Source organism: Vreelandella aquamarina, from assembly GCF_900110265.1.
GTDB lineage: Bacteria > Pseudomonadota > Gammaproteobacteria > Pseudomonadales > Halomonadaceae > Vreelandella > Vreelandella aquamarina.
The window spans coordinates 1-19,019 of record NZ_FODB01000064.1; the positions used below are offsets into that span (position 1 = coordinate 1).

Sequence of the window (19,019 nt, forward strand, 5' to 3'; positions counted from 1 at the left end):
ACCGTGGCAGACCACCAGACCTCCCAGGGTAAGACGCGCGACCTTCCTCCCACCTACCCGCCGCATTTACTATCGCCCCTTCCGGATAGCTATGGGGCTTTGAGGATCATTGCACTCTCGCCCGGGTGCGATAGCCTCGTATGCGATTTCTGTTCGTCGGGCCGGGAGTTTGCCTTCAGCTTCCTTCGGATTCTGCCTTGCGGCAGACACCCTTGCTGTTCAGCTAACGGTTCCCGCTATCAGGGTCCGTAGGGGACTTTCACCCCCAAGTCATCCGGCCAACCACCACGGCGGACCGGATAGCGCCTAATTGGCGCTGCGCGCCATGCCTGGCGCACCACGAAAAACGCCCCGAGACAAAGCCTCGGGGCGTTAGCAAATCAGTGAATCGATTAGTTCTTGGACTTATCGACCAGCTGGTTGGCAGCAATCCACGGCATCATGCCGCGCAGCTTGGCACCTACCTGCTCGATTTCGTGCTCGGCATTCAGGCGACGACGTGCGGTCATGGACGGATAGTTAGTGTTGCCTTCCTGGATGAACATCTTGGCGTACTCGCCGGTCTGGATGCGCTTGAGTGCATTGCGCATTGCAGCGCGAGACTCGTCGTTGATCACCTCAGGGCCGGTCACGTACTCGCCGTACTCCGCATTGTTGGAGATGGAGTAGTTCATATTGGCGATGCCGCCTTCGTACATCAGGTCGACGATCAGCTTGAGCTCATGCAGACACTCGAAGTAAGCCATTTCCGGCGCATAGCCTGCTTCAGTCAGCGTCTCAAAGCCTGCTTTTACCAGCTCAACTGCGCCACCGCACAGTACCGCTTGCTCACCGAACAGATCGGTTTCGGTTTCGTCTTTGAAGGTTGTTTCGATAATACCGCTGCGGCCACCGCCAACGCCGGCTGCGTAGGAGAGCGCCAGCTCTTTAGCACTGCCAGACGCATCTTGATGAATAGCGATCAGATCAGGGATACCGCCGCCTTTTACGAACTCAGAGCGAACGGTGTGACCCGGCGCTTTCGGTGCGATCATGATCACGTCGAGGTCTTTGCGCGGCTCAATCTGGTTGTAGTGAATGTTGAAGCCGTGGGCGAACGCCAGCGTCGCGCCCTCTTTCAGGTTCGGCTCAACTTCCTGCTCGTAGATGGCTTTTTGGTTTTCGTCCGGCGCCAAGATCATCACCACGTCAGCGGTTTTGCACGCTTCCGGCACGCTCGCCACTTTTAAACCAGCCGCTTCTGCTTTCGCTGCAGAAGAGGAGCCTTTGCGCAGTGCGACAGTGACATCGACGCCAGACTCTTTCAGGTTGTTAGCATGCGCATGGCCCTGCGAACCATAGCCAACGATGGTAACTTTTTTGGCTTGGATCAGGGACAGGTCGCAATCTTTATCGTAATAAACGTGCATGGCGAGACTCCAGAAGTCGGTAATATCAAATTTTTATAGCGTATAGGTCAGCGTTAATGGCCACCCGTGCCGTCTTATGCAGCACTGGGATTCGGCGTTGAGGTCACTCTACGATAGAGCAGCCGTTGCGTAAAACGCTATGTTTGCAACATACTATTTCATATTATGAAATAACGCTTAGGGTGTCGGCCTTTATGGATTTTCGTCTACTCAAACACGTGGTCACCCTGGCCGACACACTGCATTTTGGCCGTGCCAGCGAGCTTTGCCACATTAGCCCATCGACGCTGAGCCGCTCTATTCAACAGGTAGAGAGCGAGCTAGGCACTCGACTATTCGAGCGCGATAACCGCCACGTAACGCTAACCCCTCAAGGCATCACGTTCCAACACTATGCCAAAGAGACGCTAGAGCAGTGGGAAACCCAAAAACGCACCTTGGCCGCCACCACAGCACAACTCAGCGGGGAGATCAGCATTTATTGCTCGGTCACGGCGAGCTACAGCTTTCTGTATGAATTACTCAGCGATGTACGTACACGCCACCCCGGCATTGAGCTAAAGCTGCATACTGGTGACCCCGCCGATGCGATGTCGCGAGTGCTGGAAGGCGCAGACGATATGGCGATTACTCCTCGCCCGCGTATTCCGCCTAGCGCGCTGGCCTTCAAGTCGCTGACCCGCTCGCCACTGCTGTTCATTGCACCCACCGAGCCCCACGCGTGGCTGCCGCCTCAACCAGAAAGCTCCACCGCAGAGCAGTGGCAGCACGTGCCGATGATTTTGTCGGAAGCAGGCCTCTCCAGGGAATACGCCAACACCTGGTTCAAAGCCATGGGTATTGCACCGCGCATTTACGCCCAGGTAGCCGGGCACGAAGCGATTGTGAGTATGGTCGGGCTTGGCTTCGGTGTGGGCGTTGTCCCCAAGATCGTGCTGGATAATAGCCCGCTGGCGGAACGGGTACAGGTACTTAACGTCAAACCGGAGCTGCCCCACTATGATGTCGGCCTCTGCGTGCTGAACCGACGGTTAAAAAACCCGATGATTGATGCGTTTTGGGCGGCGGTTAATCCACGTTAACGCACTATTTATCACTAAAGCACAGTACAAAAAAAGCCGCCCAGCGAATAATGGGCGGCTTTTAGCAATACAAGCACTACTGTAAAGCGAACCTTTACAAGGACAGTACTTTATCGCCCCGGGCAATACCGGATACCCCGGTACGCGCTACTTCGAGAATGCCCACCGGCGACATGGCCTGTAGGAAGGCATCCAGCTTTGAAGCGTCGCCGGTAATCTGCACCGTGTAGAGGCTAGGCGTCACGTCGACGATCTGCGCACGGAAGATATCCACCGTACGCTTAACTTCATCGCGGGCAGCGCCAAGCGCTTTCACCTTCACCAGCATCAGCTCACGCTCAATGTGGTTGCCTTCGGTGAGATCCACCAGCTTTACCACATCAATCAACTTATTGAGGTGCTTGGTGATCTGCTCAATCACCCGGTCGTCGCCGATGGTAGTTACCGTTAAGCGGGACAGCGACGGATCTTCCGTCGGTGCAACGTTTAGCGTTTCGATGTTGAAGTTACGCTGGGAGAACAACCCGACCACACGTGACAGCGCACCCGGTTCGTTTTCCATCAGAATCGAGATGATATGACGCATCAGGTACGCTCCGTTTTAGACAGCAGCATGTCACGCATAGCGCCCAGCGGCACCTGCATCGGGTAGACGTGCTCATGGGGGTCGACCTTCACGTCCAGGAAGACCAGCTCATGCTTGTTGGCAAACGCACGCTCAAGCGCCGGCTCCAACTCGTCTAGCGTCTTCACGGTGATCGCGGTGAACCCATATGCTTCAATCAGCATATGGAAGTCGGGCAGCGACTCCATATAAGAGTGCGCATGGCGAGACTTGTAGTTCAAATCCTGCCACTGGCGCACCATGCCGAGCGAAGCGTTGTTCAGGTTGACGATCTTGACGCCCACGCCGTACTGCTTACAGGTAGAGAGCTCCTGCATCATCATCTGGAAGCTACCCTCGCCGGTGACGCAGACCACATCGTCTTCCGGGAAGTTCTGCTTAATACCCATGGCGGCCGGGAAACCGAAGCCCATAGTGCCTAGCCCGCCGGAGGTGATCAGGCGATTCGGCTTATCGAACTTGTAGTACTGCGCCGCAAACATCTGGTGCTGACCCACGTCCGTGGTGACGTACGCTTCGCCACGGGTCACGCGGCACAGCGCTTCGATCACTTCTTGCGGTTTCAGCACTTCGCCGGGCTTGGAAGGCTCGTAGAGCTTTCCTTCGCGATCGGCACGCCAACCGTCGATCTTCTGCCACCAATCGGCCAGTGCTTCTGGATGCGCAATGGAGTGCCCCTGCACCAAGCTAATCATCTCGTTGATGACGCTGGACGCCGGGCCAACAATCGGCACGTCTGCACGCACGGTTTTGGATACTGAGCTTGGGTCGACATCCACGTGAATAATCTTCGCCGTTGGGCAGAACTTCGACGTGTTGTTAGTCACTCGGTCATCGAAACGTGCGCCAATAGCAATGATCAGGTCCGCGTGGTGCATGGCCATATTGGACTCATACGAGCCGTGCATACCCAGCCAGCCCAAACACTGGCGGTCGCTTTGCGGGTACGCGCCAATGCCCATCAGCGTGGTGGTAATCGGGAAGCCAAGCTGCTTCACCAAGTCGGTCAAGCCTTCGCTTGCCTTGCCTGTTACCACACCGCCACCGGTATAGAACACTGGGCGCTTGGCCTTCAGCATCATCTCGACGGCTTTCTTGATCTGCCCGGTATGCCCACGGGTCACCGGATTGTAGGAGCGCAGTTTGACCTTCTTCGGGTACACGTACTCGTAGCGCTCGGTGGGCGCGGTCATGTCCTTGGGGATATCGACCACCACCGGGCCAGGACGACCGGTCGATGCCAGATAGAAGGCCTTTTTCAGCACTTCTGGGATTTCGGACGGGTGACGAATCGAGAAGCTGTGCTTCACGATAGGACGCGTCACGCCAACGATATCGGTTTCCTGGAAGGCGTCGTCACCAATCAAGTGGCTCATGACCTGGCCGCACAGAACAACCATGGGAATGGAGTCCATGTAGGCGGTCGCAATGCCAGTCACCGCGTTGGTAGCGCCGGGGCCAGAGGTCACCAGCACCACGCCGGGCTTGCCGGAGGCACGGGCATAGCCGTCGGCAGCGTGGGTGGCTGCCTGTTCGTGCCGCACGAGGATGTGCTTCACTTTGTCTTGGCGGAACAGCGCATCATAAATATGCAGCGCCGCGCCACCGGGATAACCATAAATGTACTCGACGCCCTCATCTTGCAAGAAGCGGGCGATCATATCTGCGCCGGAAAGCAGTTCCACTGTGTTTCTCCCCTGGAGGTCTCGAGTGCGATCCGCAGGACATCCTGCGGGGTCGAGTGCGGCGGTATGCCGCTGCCGGCCCATGCCGGCACCTGATGCCAAACCCTGGCAATATGGCCCGGTTAGGGCCTGCACTCTCATCGGGAATGCTCATTTATGGCAACCATAAAGAGCGGTTCCCTTACACGGCGGTTTGCCGTGTCGGGGCGTTGGCCAGGTCAGGCGGTTAGCCTAAGCCCGGAAGTCCTTCGGCGGGTAGAGGCGTGAGCCTACCCTTCGCGCGGGGATCAGGGGTTGCCCGTTGGTTCCGCGCCCGCAAATCAGGAACCCACAAGATTCCATTAGCGCCCTTAGCCTGTCAACCTCCGATCCCTTCAAACGCAACAAAGGTCGCAGTAAGCGCAAAAAAAATGCCCCGCCAGCGGTGCTGACGGGGCATTTGCCCTATTTCATTGCGCAATTAACTAAACACTAGTTCGCCTTCATTGGCGCTAATGTGAATGGTATCGCCTGGGGCATACTTGCCTGCCAGCAGATTTTGAGCCAGCGGGTTTTCAATGCGGCTTTGAATGGCCCGCTTGAGTGGCCGCGCCCCAAACACAGGGTCAAAACCCACCACCGCTAGCTGCGCCATGGCATCGTCACTAATCTCCAGGCTCAGGTCGTGTTCCGCGAGCCGCCCTTTCAAGCGCTCTAACTGAATACCGGCAATGGCCTGGATCTGCTCTTGGCCGAGTGCGTGGAACACCACCACCTCATCAATGCGGTTGATTAATTCTGGGCGGAAGTGATTACCCACTACCTCCATCACCGCGTTTTTCATCAGCTCGTAATCATTATCATCCCCGCCCATGCGCTGAATAATGTCTGAGCCCATGTTAGAGGTCATCACAATCACGGTGTTACGGAAGTCGACGGTACGACCCTGACCATCGGTTAAGCGGCCATCTTCCAGCACTTGCAGCAGAATGTTGAACACATCCGGGTGCGCTTTTTCCACCTCATCCAGCAGCAGCACCGAGTAGGGCTTGCGGCGCACTGCTTCGGTTAAGTAGCCCCCCTCTTCATAGCCGACGTAGCCGGGAGGCGCGCCAATCAAACGGGCCACGGAGTGCTTCTCCATAAACTCCGACATGTCGATACGCACCATCGCCTCTTCTGTATCGAACAGGAAGTTGGCCAGCGACTTGCACAGCTCGGTTTTACCCACCCCGGTCGGGCCAAGGAACAGGAACGAGCCGTTAGGACGGTTGGGATCGGCAAGGCCAGCCCGCGAGCGCCGCACCGCGTTGGCGACGGCCTCGACCGCCTCGTTCTGGCCGATGACGCGCTCGTGGAGGGCCTCTTCCATACGCAGCAGTTTATCCCGCTCGCCTTCCAGCATTTTGGATACGGGAATGCCCGTCCAGCGCGAGACCACCTCTGCGATTTCCTCTTCCGTGACGTTGGAGCGCAACAGCTGATGGCTGGCAGTATCGGTTTCGCCTTCTCCTGCTTCGCTGATCTTTTTCTCCAGCTCGGGAATCTTGCCGTACTGGATTTCCGACATGCGGCCCAAATCACCCTGACGACGCGCCTGCTCAAGATCGATACGCGCTTGCTCGAGCTCCGCTTTGAACTGCGCGGCGCCTTGAATGCTGGCTTTTTCCGCCTTCCAGATCTCATCCAGGTCAGCGTATTCACGCTCTAACTCGTGAATCTGGTTATTCAGCGCCTCCAGGCGTTTTTTGCTCGCTTCGTCGGTCTCTTTTTTCAGCGCCTCCCGCTCCATCTTGAGCTGGATGAGGCGGCGATCAAGGCGGTCCATCTCTTCGGGCTTGGAGTCTAGCTCCATACGAATCCGCGATGCTGCCTCATCGATCAGGTCGATGGCTTTGTCCGGCAGTTGGCGGTCAGTAATGTAACGCGTAGAAAGCTTAGCGGCGGCAATAATCGCCGAGTCGGTAATATCAACGCCGTGGTGCACTTCGTAGCGCTCTTTCAAACCACGCAGAATGGCGATGGTATCGGCCTCGGTGGGTTCATCCACCAGCACTTTCTGGAAGCGGCGCTCTAACGCGGCGTCCTTTTCAATGTACTGGCGGTACTCATCCAACGTGGTGGCGCCCACACAGTGCAGCTCACCACGCGCCAGCGCTGGTTTGAGCATATTGCCCGCGTCCATGGCGCCATCGGCCTTTCCAGCGCCCACCATGGTATGCAACTCATCGATGAACAGGATCACTCGTCCCTCTTCTTGGGAGAGCTCTTTCAACACGGCTTTCAGGCGCTCTTCGAACTCACCGCGAAACTTGGCTCCGGCGAGCAGCGCGCCCATATCCAACGACAGCACGCGTTTCTCTTTCAAACCTTCGGGTACTTCACCGTTAACGATGCGCTGAGCCAGGCCTTCGACGATGGCGGTTTTACCCACACCAGGTTCGCCAATCAGCACCGGGTTGTTCTTGGTGCGACGCTGCAACACCTGAATCGTACGGCGGATTTCGTCATCGCGACCGATCACAGGGTCGAGCTTGCCGTCCAGCGCGCGCTGGGTGAGGTCCAATGTGTACTTATTCAGCGCTTCACGCTGATCTTCGGCGTTGGGGTCATCAACGCGGGAGCCGCCACGCAGGCTGTCGATGGCCGCCTCTAACGTTTTACGGCTGAGTCCAGCCTCTTTCATCAGCTTGGTAATGGCGCTGTTCATTTCCAGCGCAGCCAGCAACACAAGCTCAGAAGCAATAAACTGGTCGCCGCGCTTTTGCGCTTCGCGGTCGGTGAGATTAACCAGCTTAACGAAGTCGCGGGAGGGTTGAACATCGCCATCGAACTGGCTGACTTTGGGCAGGTCGTCCATTTGACGCTGCAAGCCGTCACGCAGGCGCGAGCTGCTGCCTTCGGCTTTTTCAATCAGCGCTTTAATGCCGGTATCTTTGGTGTCGATCAGCGCCAGCAGCAGATGCACTGGTTCAAGCTGGTTGTGGCCGTGGCCTACCGCGAGGGACTGCGCTTCCGCAATGGCAGCCTGTAATTTGGCAGTGAATTTATCGAATCGCATGGAGTGCCTCCTGGGGTAGCCGTGCGTTTGGACCCACGGCGCTTCCCGATAACTTGTTGTTGAACGTGCTAAAGACGATTAGCTTGACAAGTTAGGTGGGGTCATATCCACGTATTTCAAGTGACTCTTAGTTGATCCAGATCACACTCGCCATACGGCCGGTGTGACCATTGTCGCGGCGGTAGGAGTAGAAGCGCGATTCGCAGGCGGTACAGAAGTGCCCGCCGCTAATATGATGGATCCCTAACTCCTCTAAGCGAAAGCGCGCCAACCGATATAAATCAGCCATGTAGTGACCAAGCCGATAGGGGCTGTGATCAAAGGCATCGGCGGTTTCAGGATGTACCGCTACAAAGGCACCATAAACTTCCGGGCCCACTTCAAACTGGGCGTTGGAAATAGCCGGACCTAGCCACACCAAAATATCGCTGGGGTCACAGTTCATCGCGGCCACCGTAGCCTCTAGCACCCCGCCTGCCAACCCCCGCCAACCCGCATGGGCTACCGCGACCTGGGTGCCTTGGCGGTTGCAGAGCAGTACCGGCAAACAGTCTGCCGTGAGTACCACGCAAGCGTACTCGCTGCTATTAGCCACGGCGGCGTCTGCTTCTGGGGGAGTGCTTTGGTACTCTTGCTGCACCCGGGCACCATGGGTTTGGTTTAGCCACAGCAGCGGGCGGTCATCACCGATCTCTTTCTGCATTAGCCGCCGACACAGCGCCACATGGTCAGCGTTATCACCAACGTGGGTTGCCGGGTTGAAGGCAGCAAAGTCGTTCTGGCTTGGCCCGGTTTCACGGGTGGTCACAAAGGCCCGCACGTTGGCGGGCGCGGGCCAATCCGGTAGCAGTAGCGTCGGGCGCAGGTCAATGGCATCGCTCATCGCATGGTCTCGCTATCTTCGCGCAGGTAGTCCAATAACATTAGTAGATCATCGGGCAGATCGGCTTGAAAAGTGAGGGTTTCGCCACTGACGGGGTGCACAAAGCTCAGTTTGCGAGCATGCAGCGCTTGGCGAGGAAACTCGCGCAAAATCTCTTTTAACGGCCCGGCAGCCCCCGGCGGAAGTTTGGCACGGCCACTGTAGAGCGGGTCGCCAATCAGCGGATAGCGGGCGTGGGCCATATGCACGCGGATTTGGTGGGTGCGACCGGTTTCTAGCTGGCAGCGTACGTGGGTGTGAGCACGAAAGCGCTCTACCACGCGAAAATGAGTCACGGCGGGTTTGCCGGACGCCGTGACCGCTTGGCGTTTACGGTCTTTCGGGTGCCGACCAATCGGCGCATCAATGGTGCTGCCCGCCACGGGTTTGCCAATCACCACCGCATCGTATTGACGCGAAACGGTACGCGCCTGAAGTTGCTCCACCAGGACTGTTTGGGCTGGCAGGGTTTTGGCGACCATCATCAGCCCGGTAGTATCTTTATCCAAACGGTGGACGATCCCCGCGCGCGGCACCTCCGCCAGCGTGGGGTGATGATGCAGTAGCGCATTGAGCAAAGTGCCATCCGGGTTGCCCGCCGCCGGATGCACGACCATGCCCGCTGCCTTGTTGATGACGATGACGTCATCGTCTTCGTAGACGATGTCCAGCGCAATGTCCTGGGGCTCGAAACGCGTGTCCTCTTCGATGGTCGCGTTGAGCGTCAGCACTTCATGGCCGTGCAGTTTGGCTTTCGGCTTGACCTTGGCACCATCGACGGTGAGCTCACCGGCGTTGATCCACGCTTTCAAGCGCTCGCGGGAGTAATCGCTGAACAACTCCGCCGCCGCTTGGTCCAAACGTGCACCAGCTAATGATGCGGGCACCCGCTGCGTGGCTTCAACAATACGAGACATGAATAACCTCTCTAAGACGCTAACCGCCCAACTGCGTCACATAATACGCTTAACGTGTCGCTAAGCCTGCGTTTTGCGTCTAGGTGTTTTATAGTGGGCTAACTGCGACCTATTCTACCATTTCTACTTATGGCCATCGTCGCTTTTCGGTGATTGAGGCTTGTTTGCAACGAGGATGATGATGCGCGTTTTTTCCGCTGCCAACCGCTTTGGCGCCCTAGCCTTGAGCCTTGCCCTCCTGGCGGGCTGCGCTAGCAACGACACGACCCCGGAAGAGGAAGATGAGTTTGCGGGGGTACAAGAGCGCGAGCTGTATGAGCTGGCACGCACCGCACTCGATAGCAACCGCTTCCCGATTGCTATCGAGCGCCTTGAAGCCCTGGATACTCGCTATCCGTTCGGCCCCCACGCCGAACAGGCCCAGCTTGAGCTGATTTACGCCTATTACGAAAACAGCAACTGGGAAGAGGCGCGCGCTGCCGCTAGCCGCTTTATCCGCCTGCACCCAGACCACCCCCAGGTGGACTACGCCTACTACCTGCGCGGGCTGTCCGCTTGGCAGGCAGGCCGTTTTAGCCTAGAGCGCCTGCGCTTGATCGACATTTCCAAGCGCGACCTGGGCGCCTCGCGGGATGCCTACAACGATTTCCGCGAACTGATTCAGCGCTTCCCGCAGAGCCAGTACGCGCCGGATGCCCAGCAGCGCATTGTCTATCTGCGTGAGCTATTAGCCCGCCATGAACTGCATGTGGCTGACTACTACCTGCGCCGCGGTGCTTTCTTGGCCGCCGTTGAGCGGGGCCGCTGGGTCATCGAAAATTACCCAGAGTCCAGCGCCACCCGTGATGCGCTAGCCACGATGGTGGAGGGCTATCAAGGCTTAGGCATGGACGACCGCGCCCGCGAGGTGCTCACTGTATTGCGCGAAAACGCGCCGGATCACGAGCAGCTTCAAAACGGCCGCTTTACGCCCAAACATGGCAACAGCGATTAAGCGTTGAATCAGGCCACTAGCGGCCGCCACGTTTAAGCTGTACACCCCATGCATCAATAAAACCACGCTTCGGCGTGGTTTTATTGCGCTCATGCCTAATAAAACTTACTTAACAATAACTTATCAAATCCTAAGCGGTGCCTCGCCCCACAAGCTGAAGCTTGAGCTAACCGAAAGCACCGTGATTGGAAAAGCTTGGCCCCTCCTCCGGTACTGCCTTAAGCCAGTGAGCGCTTACATTAATTCCCAGGCTGCCAGCCATTCACAATGGGGTAGCGACGGTCACGCCCGAAACCACGCGGCGTGACCCGCACTCCTACAGGGGCCTGGCGACGCTTGTATTCGCAGCGATCCACCAGCTTGACGACTTTATAGACATCCTCTTCCTCAAAGCCTGCCGCAATAATCGACTCGGCGCTCATATCCCCTTCGATGTAGCGGACCAAAATGGCGTCCAGCACATCGTAGTCGGGTAGCGAGTCGCTATCCTGCTGATCAGGGGCGAGCTCAGCGCTAGGCGGGCGCTCAATGACCCGCTCGGGAATCGCCGGAGACTGAGTATTGCGCCAGCGGGCTAAGCGATAAACCCAAGTTTTATACACATCCTTAATAGCGTTGTAGCCGCCCACCATATCGCCATACAGGGTAGCGTAACCCACTGCCATTTCGCTCTTGTTGCCAGTGGTCAGCACCATCAGGCCTTTCTTATTGGAAATGGCCATTAACAGCACACCACGACAGCGCGACTGCAGGTTCTCTTCGGTAGTATCCCGCTCAGTGCCAGCAAAGCTTTCCGCCAAGGTGCCCATAAAGGCTTCCACCATCGGCTCGATGGGCATCACGTCATAGTGCACCCCCAGCAGGTTCGCCTGCTCGGCGGCATCTTGTTTGGAGATATCCGCCGTGTAGTGGTAAGGCATCATCACCGCCTGCACCCGCTGCGGCCCTAGCGCATCCACCGCAATGGCCAGCGAGAGAGCAGAATCTATCCCACCAGAAAGCCCCAACACGACGCCCTTGAACCCGCTTTTATTGACGTAGTCACGCAGGCCAGTCACCAGCGCGCAATAGAGGCTCTCTTCCGGCTCGACGTCTGGCTCGATCTCCCCCGCTTGGGGCTCCCAGGTATTCGCGCTGGTTTGCAGCAGTTGAATGGGCATTAACCCCGCCTGCCAATAGGGCGCCAGCACCTTGAGTTGGCCACTGGCATCCACACAGCTAGAACCACCATCAAACACCAGCTCATCCTGGCCGCCGATGGTGTTGACGTAAACAATCGGCCGCTGCACTTCTTGGGCACGCAGCTCTAAAAGGCGCAGCCGCTCGGCGGGCTTGTCCTGATGGTAGGGCGAGGCATTCAGGCTAATCAGCACTTCTGCCCCGGCTTCCCGAGCCGCTTTTACCGGCGCGCCTTCCCATAAATCTTCACAAATCAGCAGGCCAAGCTTGGCGCCTTTATGTTCGTACACCAGCGGCTCAGTGCCAGGGGTAAAGTAGCGCTGCTCGTCAAACACTTGGTAGTTGGGCAGCGCCTGCTTGGCGTACTCCGCTTCCCACTGGCCGTTGTACAGCACACCCGCCAGGTTATAGCACTTGCCTTCACGCACGCCGGGGTAGCCAATAATCACCAACACATCACGGGCAATTTTTTCGGCCATTTTGGCACGAGTTTCCCGCAGGCGGGCTTCCATGGAGGGGCGCAGCAGCAAATCTTCCGGCGGGTAGCCGGATAAAAAAAGCTCGGGGAAGACAACAATATCCGCCCCATGCTCAATCCTCGCTTCTCGCACGGCCTCAATGGCACGCGCGGCATTGCCGGGAATATCTCCCACCAGAGGGTCGAGTTGGGCCATTACCAGCGTTAAGTCTTGCATGGGCGTTAAAATCTCTTGAGAATCTTCGGAATACGGTGGCATCTATATAGTAGATGCATTGTCCCGCAAGGCATGCCAAGTGGCAAAGGCCACACAGCACTAAGAGGGCTGAAAGCAACGAAAGTCTTGCCGCCAGTCACGCCTTGTAACCGCCTTTCCCACTTAGGGAGCCATTGAGGATGAATCTATTGATCATTCGGTTGATTATATTTGCCGTGCTGTTTTACGTAGGCTTGAAGCTTTACGGTATTTACCGCCAGCGTAAGCTGACCCACCAGCAGCAAACACCCCCTCGCCATGAGGGCGGCAATATGGTGCGCTGCCGCTGGTGTGATGTTCACGTACCGGAAAACGAGGCGCTGCGCAATGCGGAACAGTGGTTCTGCTGTAGCGCGCATCGTGACCGTTTTTTGCAGGAGCAGGAAGACAACAGCAATCGCTAAGCCTCCCCGCCTTTACGCCAAACGCGCAGCCGTTGGCTGATAAGGCGTAGGATCCATCAGCGGCTTACGCCCAAGCAGCTGATCCGCTAGTAAGTGTGTCGATGCAGGCGCTAGCACTAAGCCGTTACGGTAGTGGCCTGCATTGACAAACACATTCGGAAAATCGGGCAGTGCGCCAATAAAAGGAATGCCTTCCGGCGAGCCAGGGCGCAGGCCCGCCCAATGGTGCGCGACAGGGCAATCTGCCAGCGCGGGGATAATATTCTCCGCGCTTCGCTTGAGCGAGGCCAACGCCTCTGCATCGGTGGTTTTGTCGAAGCCAGCCTCTTCCAGGGTCGAGCCTACCAGCAGCAGCCCGTCGCTACGGGGAATCACATAGCGGCCATCCTTTAGCACAACGCGCTGCACTAACCCTGGCGGTGCTTGATAAGCAATCATCTGCCCTTTGACGGGGCGCACCGGCAGGCGCACGTTCAAACCCTCTAGCAACTGGGCCGCCCAAGCACCGCCGCATACCACCAACTGCTCGGCCAGCTGCTCGCCTTGGTTGGTATCAACACCCACCACGCGGCCTTGGCGCTGAATAACCCCCTGCACGCTGCACTGCTCTATGAGTGTGACGTTGGGCATAGCGGCTAAGCGCGCCCGTAGCGCTTGGCCCAAGCGCGGGTTGCGCACGCTGCCCAGAGTGGGCATCCAGAGCGCGCTGCCTTCTGGCGCAGCCGCTTCGGGCTCTTTTTGATGCACAAAAGAGGCGTCTACCCGCTCCAATGGTTTGCCTAGCTGGCGGGCCCAGTGCAGTGCCGCGTCATCGTCATCCACGTTTAAGTAGAGCAAGCCCTTTTGGCGATACTCCGGGTCGATGCCGGTCTCTTCCAGCAGGCGCAGTGCCAGCGTCGGATAGACGCCCTCCGACCAGCGGGAAAGTTGCGATACTGGCTCGCCATACCGCCATGGGTAGAGCGGCGACACAATACCCCCGCCTGCCCAAGAAGCCTCTTTCCCGCATGCCCCACGCTCCACCAGCGTGATATTCTGACCTGCATCTGCCAGTTGCAGCGCGGTCATCATGCCAATAACACCACCGCCTATAATTAAGAAATCGCTCACAAATATTGCCCACTATTGCTAATAGAGTCGCTAACAGAGTACCAGCGCATTGGCGGCATAAAGAGAATGAGCATAGTGATGCGTTTCAACAGGTCAAGCTACTGAGAGAGACTATGGCACAGCCTCACCACATCGCTAGGCGAAACAACACGGGCTTTACACTGCTTGAGTTGCTGGTGGCACTCGCCTTAATGGGCATGCTGGCGGCCTGGGGGCTTCCCAGCTTTCAAGCATTGGGAGAGCGTTCGGCGGTCGCCAGCGAAGTAAATCGCTTACAAACAGCGCTAACGCTGGCGCGCAATACGGCGATTACACAGCGCAGTGACGTGACGGTTTGCCCTGCCAATGAAGGCAGAACGGCCTGTACCGGTGACTGGAATGGCCCCATCATGGTCGTAAAGGGAGATAAAAGGCTAGAAGATCAAGTCAATGAAGTTATTAGAGTGTTCGCGTCCACAGCAGGTACTATCGTAACTAAAAGCGGTGCGCCAACAGTGAGATATACCTCTTTAGGCAGCATTAAAGGTTCTCAAGGTACGTATACTGTTTGCCCCACCAATGACCAAGCTCAAGCATCCTGTCAGAGCCTTGTGCTTAGCCCAGCAGGCAGAGCACGGATAGATTGAGATCCCATTAGCTGTTCTAACTAATGGGCTCCCTCTAAAGCAAACAGGCGCCTAATTACGAAATACCGTCTAAATAGCGTTCAGCATCCAGCGCCGCCATGCAGCCGCTGCCTGCTGAGGTAATCGCCTGGCGATAGATATGATCCATCACATCGCCACAGGCAAATACACCCGGCACGCTGGTCGCCGTTGCGTTGCCTTCACTGCCCGATTTCACTTTGATATAGCCGCCGTTCATTTCCAGCTGGCCTTCAAAGATGCCGGTGTTGGGGCTATGGCCGATGGCAATAAACAGCCCCGGCGCATGGATCTCTTTGGTGGAGCCATCTTTGGTAGATTTCACCCGCACGCCGGTCACGCCGGTGTTGTCGCCCAGCACTTCCTCTACTTCGTAGAACCATTCCAAAGCAATCTTGCCCGCCTCGGCTTTCTCGAAGAGTTTGTCTTGCAGAATTTTTTCGGCGCGTAGGGTATCGCGGCGGTGTACCAGCGTCACCTTAGAAGCGATATTGGAAAGGTACAGCGCTTCTTCCACGGCGGTGTTGCCCCCGCCTACAACAATCACTTCCTGGTTGCGATAGAAAAAGCCATCGCAAGTGGCGCAGGCAGAAACACCCTGACCCATAAACTGCTGCTCAGTGGGCAGCCCCAAGTAGCGTGCGCTGGCACCGGTCGCAATGATCAGCGCATCGCAGGTATAAGTACCGCTATCGCCTTTTAAAGTGTACGGCTTTTCACCTAAGCTGACTTCATTGATATGATCAAACAGCACTTCGGTATTAAACCGCTCGGCATGCTGCTTCATACGCTCCATCAGCTCGGGGCCTTGGACGCCTTCGGCATCGCCGGGCCAGTTGTCTACATCGGTTGTAGTGGTCAATTGGCCACCTGCCTGCATACCGGTAATCAGCAGCGGCTTTAAGTTAGCCCGTGCTGCATACACCGCTGCGGTATACCCTGCAGGGCCGGAACCAAGAATAATCAAACGTTCATGACGCGTTTCCATGACACCACCTTTGTCACAATATTGAGCAAATAACGTTGCAAGAGAGTCTGCCTGAAATGGCGCCAAGTACAAGCTATTACAAGGGTTAGTCTACGCTATTAGGCAAAGATGCCTTGAAACTCTATGGTGAAACACCCATGTGCTATTAATAAGCCATACTATTGATTCGCCATACCAAGAAAAGAGTGACCGTCGCGTAACGCCAAGCAATCAGAGGAGAAAGCCATGAGCAAAATACCCGATACGCAGCATACGTTAGAGGTAGGCAACCAGACGTACCACTATTACAGCCTGCCCAAAGCCGCTGAAGCCCTTGGCAATATCGACCGGCTACCCAAGACGCTCAAAATCCTGCTCGAAAACCAGCTACGCTTCGCTGACGATGAAAGCGTCGACCAGGAAGACATGCAGGCCCTGGTAGATTGGCAGAAAGAGGGTAAATCCAGCCGTGAAATAGGCTACCGGCCAGCGCGGGTATTGATGCAAGACTTTACCGGTGTGCCTGGCGTGGTCGACCTCGCCTCCATGCGCGCGGCGGTGGAAAAACTGGGCGAGGATCCCGCCCGTATCAACCCGCTCTCTCCAGTGGACTTGGTGATCGACCACTCGGTGATGGTCGATAAGTTCGGTCATCCGACGGCGTTCCAAGAAAACGTCGATATCGAAATGCAGCGCAACGGCGAACGCTACGAATTCCTGCGCTGGGGCCAGAAAGCCTTTGATAACTTCAGCGTTGTACCGCCCGGAACCGGTATTTGCCACCAGGTGAACCTAGAGTACCTGGGCCGCACGGTATGGACCAAAGAGGAAGATGGCAAAACCTTTGCCTATCCCGACACGCTGGTAGGCACCGACTCCCACACCACCATGATTAACGGCCTCGGCGTACTGGGCTGGGGCGTGGGCGGTATCGAAGCCGAGGCCGCCATGCTGGGTCAGCCGGTTTCCATGCTGATTCCCGAGGTGATTGGCTTCAAGCTGACTGGCAAGCTGCAGGAAGGCATTACCGCCACCGACCTCGTGCTGACCGTCACCGAAATGCTGCGCAAAAAAGGCGTGGTAGGTAAGTTCGTCGAGTTTTACGGCGATGGCCTGAAAGACCTGCCGCTGGCGGACCGCGCCACCATTGCCAACATGGCCCCGGAATACGGCGCCACCTGCGGCTTCTTCCCGGTGGATGACGAAACGCTCAACTACCTACGCTTAACCGGTCGTGAAGATAGCCAGATCGCGTTGGTTGAGGCTTACAGCAAAGCCCAAGGCCTGTGGCGTGAGCCGGGTGACGAGCCGGTGTTCACTGACACACTCAGCTTGGATATGAACGAGGTAGAAGCAAGCCTTGCAGGCCCCAAACGCCCGCAGGACCGCGTTGCCCTGAAAGATATGGCCAGCGCCTTTAACAAAGTCATGGAAGAGGACGGCAAAGCACTCCCCACCACCGAGAAGGGCAAACTTGCTTCGGAAGGTGGCCAAACAGCGGTGGGTATTGAGCGTAGCTACGAGCACGACTTTAAACACAGTGACAGCCAGTCCGTCACCATGGGCGAGCAGGACTTCAGCCTTGACCCCGGCGCGGTAGTCATCGCCGCCATTACTTCGTGCACCAACACCTCCAACCCCAGCGTAATGATGGCGGCAGGCCTGCTGGCCCGCAACGCCCGCGAAAAAGGCTTGACCACCAAGCCTTGGGTAAAAACATCGTTGGCCCCCGGCTCTAAAGTCGTCACCGACTATCTCGCCGCCGCCAATCTTAACGATGACCTAGACGCCCTAGGCTTCAACCTAGTGGGCTACGGCTGCACTACCTGTATCGGTAACTCTGGGCCACTGCCGGAGGAGATTGAAAAAGCCATCAACAACGGCGACCTCACCGTGGCCTCGGTGCTGTCGGGCAACCGCAACTTCGAAGGCCGCGTTCACCCACTGGTCAAAACCAACTGGCTGGCCTCGCCACCCCTGGTCGTTGCCTATGCACTGGCGGGCAACGTGCAGTGCAACCTAACCACCGACCCGCTCGGCCAGGACAGCGACGGCAACCCGGTGTATCTGAAAGACATCTGGCCTTCGCAGGCCGATATCGCCAGTGCCGTCGAGAAGGTGAACACCGAGATGTTCCGAAAGGAGTACGGTGCCGTCTTCGAAGGCGATGAGACGTGGAAAGCCATCAAAGTGCCGGAGGGTAAGGTCTACGAGTGGCCGGAATCGACCTATATTCAGCACCCGCCCTTCTTTGAAGGCATGCAGCGGGAGCCAGACGCCATCGAGGACGTGAAGAACGCCCGCATACTGGCGATACTGGGTGACTCCGTCACCACCGACCATATCTCGCCTGCTGGCTCTATCAAGCCGGATAGCCCCGCCGGGCGCTACCTGCAAGAGCACGGCGTGAAGCCGATCGACTTCAACTCCTACGGCTCACGCCGGGGTAACCATGAAGTGATGATGCGCGGCACCTTCGCCAACGTGCGCATCAAAAACGAGATGCTCGACGGCGTGGTAGGTGGCGAAACCCGCCACGTGCCGAGCGGCGAGCAGATGGCGATTTACGATGCCGCAATGAAATATAAAGAGGAAGGCACGCCGCTGGTGGTGATTGCTGGTAAGGAGTACGGCACCGGCTCCTCGCGGGATTGGGCTGCCAAAGGCACCCGTTTGCTAGGCGTGCGCGCAGTCATTGCCGAATCCTTCGAGCGTATCCACCGCTCTAACCTGATCGGTATGGGCGTGGTACCGCTACAGTTCCCGGAAGGCGAAAGCCGTGAAAGCCTGGGATTAACAGGGGATGAGGAGATCTCGATTGCTGGTTTGAACGACTTAAGCCCCGGCGGCACCGTTCAAGTCGTGATTAAAAATAGCGACGGGGAACGTACCGTTGATGCCAAGTGCCGAATTGATACCGCCAATGAGCTGGCGTACTACCGCCACGGTGGTATCCTTCACTACGTGCTGCGCAAGATGATCGGCGCAGCCTAGCAGTCTGTCGGACTTGAGGTTAATGGATGAGCTGAGGCGTGGGTTCTTCACCCCCCCCTGTGTTGGTGTTGGTGTTGGTGCTGTTGTGTGGCTCTTAACCTGCCCCTCAGCTTCTGCAAGGCGGTTCTGACGCCTTGCCTGCTGGCCGGTTGGGCGCGGCGAGCCCTCAGCCCGCCGTCAACCGGTGCATCCGCTTGATATTCCACGCCATGGTGGCCAATCGCCACTCGCCGCTGACCTTATCCAGTCCGCGTAGCGAGAACTGCCGGAACCCCATCACGTGTTTGATGATCCCGAAGACCGGCTCCACGGT

At 57.2% G+C, this 19,019-nt stretch carries 15 protein-coding genes; 5 read left to right on the top strand and 10 right to left on the bottom strand.

The features are described from left to right. Nucleotides 1–392: 392 nt before the first annotated feature. Nucleotides 393–1,409, bottom strand: coding sequence for a ketol-acid reductoisomerase (gene ilvC, locus BMY49_RS14840; protein ID WP_062362822.1), 1,017 nt, complete (start codon nt 1,407–1,409; stop codon nt 393–395). A 194-nt stretch (nt 1,410–1,603) separates the two neighbouring features. On the opposite strand from ilvC, the gene ilvY reads away from it, so the two are divergent. Next, the gene (ilvY, locus tag BMY49_RS14845) at nt 1,604–2,491 is read left to right on the top strand and encodes an HTH-type transcriptional activator IlvY (protein WP_044630357.1); all 888 of its coding nucleotides are present in this window, start codon (nt 1,604–1,606) and stop codon (nt 2,489–2,491) included. A gap of 94 nt (nt 2,492–2,585) precedes the next feature. On the opposite strand, the gene ilvN is transcribed toward ilvY, so the two are convergent. From ilvN to rluD, 5 genes are all read right to left on the bottom strand, one after another. Continuing rightward, complete coding sequence (gene ilvN, locus BMY49_RS14850) at nt 2,586–3,077, bottom strand: acetolactate synthase small subunit (RefSeq protein ID WP_054641407.1); 492 nt, start codon at nt 3,075–3,077, stop codon at nt 2,586–2,588. Next, complete coding sequence (locus tag BMY49_RS14855) at nt 3,077–4,801, bottom strand: acetolactate synthase 3 large subunit (RefSeq protein ID WP_062375314.1); 1,725 nt, start codon at nt 4,799–4,801, stop codon at nt 3,077–3,079. Before BMY49_RS14855 ends, ilvN begins: the two co-directional genes overlap by 1 nt. Nucleotides 4,802–5,261: 460 nt before the next feature. After that, entirely contained in the window at nt 5,262–7,841 is a 2,580-nt protein-coding gene (gene clpB / locus BMY49_RS14860) for an ATP-dependent chaperone ClpB (RefSeq protein ID WP_089675931.1), read from the bottom strand. A 127-nt stretch (nt 7,842–7,968) separates the two neighbouring features. Beyond that, complete coding sequence (gene pgeF / locus BMY49_RS14865) at nt 7,969–8,724, bottom strand: peptidoglycan editing factor PgeF (protein ID WP_089675932.1); 756 nt, start codon at nt 8,722–8,724, stop codon at nt 7,969–7,971. Beyond that, nucleotides 8,721–9,680 (bottom strand): 23S rRNA pseudouridine(1911/1915/1917) synthase RluD, encoded by a 960-nt coding sequence (gene rluD, locus BMY49_RS14870; RefSeq protein WP_054641406.1) that lies wholly within the window; start codon nt 9,678–9,680, stop codon nt 8,721–8,723. The genes pgeF and rluD overlap by 4 nt, the downstream gene beginning before the upstream one ends. 181 nt (nt 9,681–9,861) lie before the next feature. Between rluD and BMY49_RS14875 the strand changes: the two genes are divergently transcribed. Further along, entirely contained in the window at nt 9,862–10,674 is an 813-nt protein-coding gene (locus tag BMY49_RS14875) for an outer membrane protein assembly factor BamD (RefSeq protein WP_044630351.1), read from the top strand. Between the two features lie 239 nt (nt 10,675–10,913). Here BMY49_RS14875 and BMY49_RS14880 read toward each other — a convergent pair whose 3' ends face one another. Beyond that, nucleotides 10,914–12,548, bottom strand: a complete 1,635-nt coding sequence (locus BMY49_RS14880; protein WP_089675933.1) for an NAD+ synthase — start codon at nt 12,546–12,548, stop codon at nt 10,914–10,916. A gap of 179 nt (nt 12,549–12,727) precedes the next feature. Here BMY49_RS14880 and BMY49_RS14885 point away from each other — a divergent pair, with 179 nt between their 5' ends. Beyond that, nucleotides 12,728–12,991 (top strand): PP0621 family protein, encoded by a 264-nt coding sequence (locus BMY49_RS14885; RefSeq protein WP_089675934.1) that lies wholly within the window; start codon nt 12,728–12,730, stop codon nt 12,989–12,991. Nucleotides 12,992–13,003: 12 nt separating this feature from the next. Here BMY49_RS14885 and thiO read toward each other — a convergent pair whose 3' ends face one another. Continuing rightward, the gene (gene thiO, locus BMY49_RS14890) at nt 13,004–14,101 is read right to left on the bottom strand and encodes a glycine oxidase ThiO (protein WP_089675935.1); all 1,098 of its coding nucleotides are present in this window, start codon (nt 14,099–14,101) and stop codon (nt 13,004–13,006) included. A gap of 113 nt (nt 14,102–14,214) precedes the next feature. On the opposite strand from thiO, the gene BMY49_RS14895 reads away from it, so the two are divergent. Further along, nucleotides 14,215–14,727 (top strand): GspH/FimT family pseudopilin, encoded by a 513-nt coding sequence (locus BMY49_RS14895; RefSeq protein WP_054641405.1) that lies wholly within the window; start codon nt 14,215–14,217, stop codon nt 14,725–14,727. Nucleotides 14,728–14,782: 55 nt separating this feature from the next. On the opposite strand, the gene trxB is transcribed toward BMY49_RS14895, so the two are convergent. Further along, entirely contained in the window at nt 14,783–15,733 is a 951-nt protein-coding gene (gene trxB, locus BMY49_RS14900; RefSeq protein WP_054641404.1) for a thioredoxin-disulfide reductase, read from the bottom strand. 225 nt (nt 15,734–15,958) lie between these two features. On the opposite strand from trxB, the gene acnA reads away from it, so the two are divergent. Further along, the gene (acnA, locus tag BMY49_RS14905) at nt 15,959–18,706 is read left to right on the top strand and encodes an aconitate hydratase AcnA (RefSeq protein ID WP_058577286.1); all 2,748 of its coding nucleotides are present in this window, start codon (nt 15,959–15,961) and stop codon (nt 18,704–18,706) included. A gap of 166 nt (nt 18,707–18,872) precedes the next feature. Here acnA and BMY49_RS14910 read toward each other — a convergent pair. Beyond that, the coding region (locus tag BMY49_RS14910; RefSeq protein WP_143058140.1) for a transposase at nt 18,873–19,019 on the bottom strand (147 nt) is incomplete at its 5' end.

What these genes read in the sequence shown, in the direction of transcription:
- ilvC (WP_062362822.1), bottom strand. Translation starts at nt 1,409, where the DNA reads ATGCACGTTTATTACGATAAAGATTGCGACCTGTCCCTGATCCAAGCC.
- ilvY (WP_044630357.1), top strand. Translation starts at nt 1,604, where the DNA reads ATGGATTTTCGTCTACTCAAACACGTGGTCACCCTGGCCGACACACTG.
- ilvN (WP_054641407.1), bottom strand. Translation starts at nt 3,077, where the DNA reads ATGCGTCATATCATCTCGATTCTGATGGAAAACGAACCGGGTGCGCTG.
- clpB (WP_089675931.1), bottom strand. Translation starts at nt 7,841, where the DNA reads ATGCGATTCGATAAATTCACTGCCAAATTACAGGCTGCCATTGCGGAA.
- pgeF (WP_089675932.1), bottom strand. Translation starts at nt 8,724, where the DNA reads ATGAGCGATGCCATTGACCTGCGCCCGACGCTACTGCTACCGGATTGG.
- rluD (WP_054641406.1), bottom strand. Translation starts at nt 9,680, where the DNA reads ATGTCTCGTATTGTTGAAGCCACGCAGCGGGTGCCCGCATCATTAGCT.
- BMY49_RS14875 (WP_044630351.1), top strand. Translation starts at nt 9,862, where the DNA reads ATGCGCGTTTTTTCCGCTGCCAACCGCTTTGGCGCCCTAGCCTTGAGC.
- BMY49_RS14880 (WP_089675933.1), bottom strand. Translation starts at nt 12,548, where the DNA reads ATGCAAGACTTAACGCTGGTAATGGCCCAACTCGACCCTCTGGTGGGA.
- BMY49_RS14885 (WP_089675934.1), top strand. Translation starts at nt 12,728, where the DNA reads ATGAATCTATTGATCATTCGGTTGATTATATTTGCCGTGCTGTTTTAC.
- BMY49_RS14895 (WP_054641405.1), top strand. Translation starts at nt 14,215, where the DNA reads ATGGCACAGCCTCACCACATCGCTAGGCGAAACAACACGGGCTTTACA.
- trxB (WP_054641404.1), bottom strand. Translation starts at nt 15,733, where the DNA reads ATGGAAACGCGTCATGAACGTTTGATTATTCTTGGTTCCGGCCCTGCA.
- acnA (WP_058577286.1), top strand. Translation starts at nt 15,959, where the DNA reads ATGAGCAAAATACCCGATACGCAGCATACGTTAGAGGTAGGCAACCAG.